Source organism: Bacteroidia bacterium (assembly GCA_019695265.1).
Lineage (GTDB): Bacteria > Bacteroidota > Bacteroidia > JAIBAJ01 > JAIBAJ01 > JAIBAJ01.
The window spans coordinates 1-4,386 of record JAIBAJ010000176.1; the positions used below are offsets into that span (position 1 = coordinate 1).

Consider the following 4,386-nt stretch of genomic DNA (forward strand, 5'->3'; position numbering starts at 1 on the left):
CTTGTTTTTTTTGTTTGGCGGAGAGTTAGGGAATACTAACGTGAACCCTTTTGGGGGGCATCAAACAAAAAAAACCTGCTCGTGGCCTCGCTTGGTTTTTTTATTTCCAGCGGTAAAGGAGGGATTACTTACGTGAACCCGTTTGGGGAGGCATCAAACAAAAAAAACCTGCTCGTGGCCTCGCTTGGTTTTTTTATTTCCATTCCTCACTCAAGCCCTGGCGGGCTTGGTTCGGGTTGGAAATAAAAAAACCAACCCTTCGGGCTGGTTTTTTTTTGTTTGGCGGAGAGTGAGGGATTACTTACGTGAACCCTGGTTAGGGGGCATCAAACAAAAAAAAACCGCTCGTGGCCTCGCTTGGTTTTTTTATTTCCACTCCTCACTCAATCCCTGGCGGGCTTGGTTCGGGTTGGAAATAAAAAAACCAACCCTCCGGGCTGGTTTTTTTTGTTTGGCGGAGAGTGAGGGATTCGAACCCTCGATACAGTTACCCGTATACAAACTTTCCAGGCTTGCTCGTTCGACCACTCTGACAACTCTCCGTTTTAACGGTAAATAGGAGTGCGAAATTAATAGAATACTTAATTACTCACCTCTCCTCGTAAAGATTTTCTTAATTCTGTCTTTACATCTTCATTGTTAGGATAGTTCCCAAGCAATAACATTAGCTTGGTCACCGCCGCTTCAAACGTGATGTCTTCACCACTGATAGCCCCATATTTTACAAATAATCCACTCGTTTCGTATAATCCTTGCACCACCTTTCCTCCCCGACATTGGGTGGTATTCAGTACTAAAACATTCTTTTCCTTGGCTAACCGTAAAAACACTTCAAATACCTCATAATTTGGTCCATTTCCGGTTCCATAACTTTGAATTATTATAGCCCTTACCTTGTTGTTTTCCAACATGTCTATATAAGGCCCCAACCAAATTCCCGGAAACAACCGTATGGCACAAATAGAATCACTTAGACGGGTGTTTAACCTAAAATCTCCCGTTGGAAGTGGCAATATGGCCGACTCATTGTACTTGATCTGAACCCCTGCCTCGGCCAATTCAGGGTAATTTACACTTCGAAAGGCTTCAAAATCTTCTGCATTAAACTTGTGTGAGCGATTGCCACGGTATAATTTATACTCAAAATATAAACTTACCTCCGGAACCATCGGTGAACCATCTGCCCGCTTGGTTGCAGCAATTTCAATGGAAGTAATTAAATTTTCCCGGGCATCTGTTCTTAGAATTCCGGCAGGTAATTGTGAACCGGTCAAAATAACCGGTTTGCCTAAATTCTCAAACATAAAACTTAAAGCTGAGGCCGTAAACGACATGGTATCCGAGCCATGCAAAACTACAAAACCGGAATACGAAGTGTAGTTCTTCTCAATTACCTCCGCAATTTGTATCCAATGCAAGGGTGATATCGCCGAACTATCTACCGGTTTGGCAAATGAATAGGTGTCTATCGGAAAATCAAAACGCTCCAACTCAGGAAAATGGGTCTTTAGTTTCCCAAAGTTCATAGGTTTTAACTGCCCTGTTTTGTGGTCCTGGACCATGCCTATCGTACCTCCAGTATAAATCAATAAAATTTTTGTTGCTTCCAATGGTATATTCGGGAATAAATTGTCCGCAAATATCCCTTTTTTTGTGCAATGATTTTTGATTACCACCTATTGTTTTGGATTGCCGCTGCTTTGGTGGTTCTAATCGGACTTGGCTGTAAAATGGCTAAGCTCCCCAATGTGGATGTCTATTTTCTTTTTACTTGTTTACCAATGGGTTTAACCTATATCAATTTCTTTGTGTTTAACCTCAACCGATGGAAAACCTTTCACCTTCCGCAAACTTTCCTGTTCTGGGCTGTTCCTGCTGTTCTAATTGCCATTTTTGCTCCATCCCACAAAAAAAGGGAGTTGGCTGTTGTTATGCTTTTCCATCTCTTAGCTTTTTGCTGGGTCGATTACCTACCCGATTGGTCCTCCTGGTTCTCATCCCATTTCCCCGATCGTCGGTTTGCCGCACTAGCCTATTGGGCAGGCGTTCTTTTTGTTTCTTATTTCGGAATATCTATCCTTGGCCGGAGACTTTTTGACCGCTTGTACCCGGATTCCATAAATCCAAATCTGCACGCTTTTTACCTGCCACCTGCACCAATGAAACGCGAAACAGCCTGGTACCTGCTTCTTTTACCGTTTATTTTGTTTTTGGCTTTTCATTTTTCATCCGATTCACATTTTCTCGACACCTATCCTTTTTACCAATCTGCCGATACACCCCTGTATTCTCTTTCTAAAGCCTTGGTCTGGGAATTTCTTTATGGCTTAACCTTTATTACCCTCGAGTTCTTTTTTAGGGGATTCATTATTCATTCCCTGGCCTCCCGAATAGGTTGGCTATGTATTCCGGCCATGGGCTTTTTTTATTGTCTTTTACATTTCGGAAAACCACTTCCCGAATGCCTGGGATCCTTGCTGGGTGGAATGGCACTCGGAACAATTTCTTATCGAAATGGTAGTATTTGGGCCGGGATGCTTTGTCACCTTTCCCTGGCTTGGGCCATGGATTTCTGGGCTTTGTATCCATTGCTTTTTTGATGAATGAGTTGTTTTTGAAGACTCTGCTCTCACTCGTTTGCAACAATGCGGTTGAGAAATTGGTCTCAGACCGAAACGTATTATCACTCATCCCAGAATTTTTGTAAATTTTACTAATCCTATTCCTTCATTATAGTCATCGGTACTGCTAAACAGGTATTCATGCGGATACTGCATAATTAGTTGCCTTACCGGATTTTGATGGATGTAGTTTAGTCTTTGCATTAGCCATTCCTTCTTTTCCAGGCAAATGTCATGGTTATCGCTTCTCCATACTTTATAATTCTCCGCTCCAACTGGCAGTGAGCTACTTTAATTTGGGGGGGCTAATGGCTTTGAGGGTCGGTCGCAAATGTGAATCAGCGGGATATGATAGCTGGCTTAAAAAACCCCTTTCTCGACCGCCCCCGTTACAAACGTGGGCGAGCGGGACACCCTCTAATTAAATTATCTTTCTAATTCGATAACAACTTAGGCAATGCCGAAGAATATAATCAAACAAGCGATGGTAAGGATTAACCAGGTCTAGGTACTTCCTCATTCATTCAGCACTACCACTTTGCCTCGCTTTACGACATTGCCTCCGGTTTCGATGGCATAAAGGTACACGTTGGCAGTTATTCCATTGAGAGGTATATGCCGGTTGGCACAACCCGCCTCCAAATTTTTGGAAAACACCTCCTTGCCTTCTGTATTGTAGAGCAACACCCGTGAAGATTTATTTTGAAACAAAACCCCATTTAGTTCCAGTGCATTTTGGCTATACCTCACTTGCAATAAGCGCAACTGCTCCTCCTCTATACCAATGGGGTGGTAGGAGGTGTCTTCTATGAGGGAAACGTCGTCTAAGTAATAGTAACATTGTTTGAATAAGGTTGTATCGGTTGAATCAAAAGGACTAATAACACTACCACCCACAAACAGAGAATCCATCAAACTATCGGATCTGAAATTTCCTAAAACCATTATTTTTTCTCCGCCTTGGGCAATAAAGGAGCCTTTAACCTCCATCCACTTATCCTTGCTGGTTAAATACCCATCTCCTATTAAGGTGAGTTGGGGGTTTATTTCCTTCATTTGATGAGGGGTATTATATAGGATATCGTAAATCTCATTTGTGTCGCTCATAAAATAAGCTCCGAATTGGCTGGTGGCATACCATACACTATCCGCCAAGCTTACATAAAACTTCATATCGTATTTATGGTTGGGCTTTAAAAAGGTATCCAGTCTGGTATAGGCATATTCCGAATAATTAAAGTGAAAAGAATCATCATAATTAACAAAGGGTACAAGGGCAATGTAGGCATCACCGGTATGGGGTTCCTGGCCTCCGGCAAAGGAGTGGGGAACCCCTAAAACGGTTATACCACTGTAAAAAATAAAATTACAGGTATTATAATAATCCGCCGAGCCCCAGGATTGCCATTGGTAAACAAGTCCTAAACCGTCTGCAAATGTTGAAGAGCAGTTATCATAATCTTCAAAGGACGGATTGGGTATCAAATTGGGCTGGGCCCTGCAATCCAATCCCAATAAAATAAAAACGAATACGATGGCATAAAAAGTTCTCATTTTACTAATACAAGCTTACCGTTTTTATAGGGTTTTTGGTTAAGCAGTATGCTATACAAATATACACCTTCTGAGGCATTTACAACTCCGCTCGCCCTCGTTTGTAACGGGGGCGGTTGAGAAATTGGTCTCCGACCGATATTTTTATTATTCATGCCTGGACTTTTGTAATTTTTACTATTCCCTGGCCATCATTATAGTCCACAGCACT

Annotated in this window: 4 protein-coding genes and 1 tRNA gene; 1 reads left to right on the forward strand and 4 read right to left on the reverse strand. The window is 42.1% G+C overall.

Going from position 1 to position 4,386, the window contains the following annotated elements; translation table 11 throughout:
- Nucleotides 1-452 precede the first annotated feature (452 nt).
- Both K1X82_14925 and K1X82_14930 read right to left on the reverse strand, forming a co-directional pair.
- Nucleotides 453-542, reverse strand: a tRNA-Ser gene (locus tag K1X82_14925).
- A gap of 39 nt (nucleotides 543-581) precedes the next feature.
- Nucleotides 582-1,562: an asparaginase gene (locus K1X82_14930; protein ID MBX7183403.1), complete on the reverse strand. Its 981-nt coding sequence runs from the start codon at nucleotides 1,560-1,562 to the stop codon at nucleotides 582-584.
- Between the two features lie 96 nt (nucleotides 1,563-1,658).
- On the opposite strand from K1X82_14930, the gene K1X82_14935 reads away from it, so the two are divergent.
- Complete coding sequence (locus K1X82_14935) at nucleotides 1,659-2,600, forward strand: CPBP family intramembrane metalloprotease (protein MBX7183404.1); 942 nt, start codon at nucleotides 1,659-1,661, stop codon at nucleotides 2,598-2,600.
- Between the two features lie 87 nt (nucleotides 2,601-2,687).
- Here the strand turns inward: K1X82_14935 and K1X82_14940 are convergent, their stop codons facing one another.
- On the reverse strand, nucleotides 2,688-2,825 hold the full coding sequence (locus K1X82_14940) for a hypothetical protein (protein ID MBX7183405.1): 138 nt from the start codon (nucleotides 2,823-2,825) through the stop codon (nucleotides 2,688-2,690).
- Between the two features lie 312 nt (nucleotides 2,826-3,137).
- Nucleotides 3,138-4,175: a hypothetical protein gene (locus tag K1X82_14945; GenBank protein MBX7183406.1), complete on the reverse strand. Its 1,038-nt coding sequence runs from the start codon at nucleotides 4,173-4,175 to the stop codon at nucleotides 3,138-3,140.
- Nucleotides 4,176-4,386: the final 211 nt, after the last annotated feature.

Bases quoted from the DNA above. Each gene is read 5' to 3' on its own strand.
- K1X82_14935 (MBX7183404.1), top strand. From the start codon at position 1,659: ATGATTTTTGATTACCACCTATTGTTTTGGATTGCCGCTGCTTTGGTG.
- K1X82_14930 (MBX7183403.1), bottom strand. From the start codon at position 1,562: ATGGTCCAGGACCACAAAACAGGGCAGTTAAAACCTATGAACTTTGGG.
- K1X82_14940 (MBX7183405.1), bottom strand. From the start codon at position 2,825: ATGCAAAGACTAAACTACATCCATCAAAATCCGGTAAGGCAACTAATT.
- K1X82_14945 (MBX7183406.1), bottom strand. From the start codon at position 4,175: ATGAGAACTTTTTATGCCATCGTATTCGTTTTTATTTTATTGGGATTG.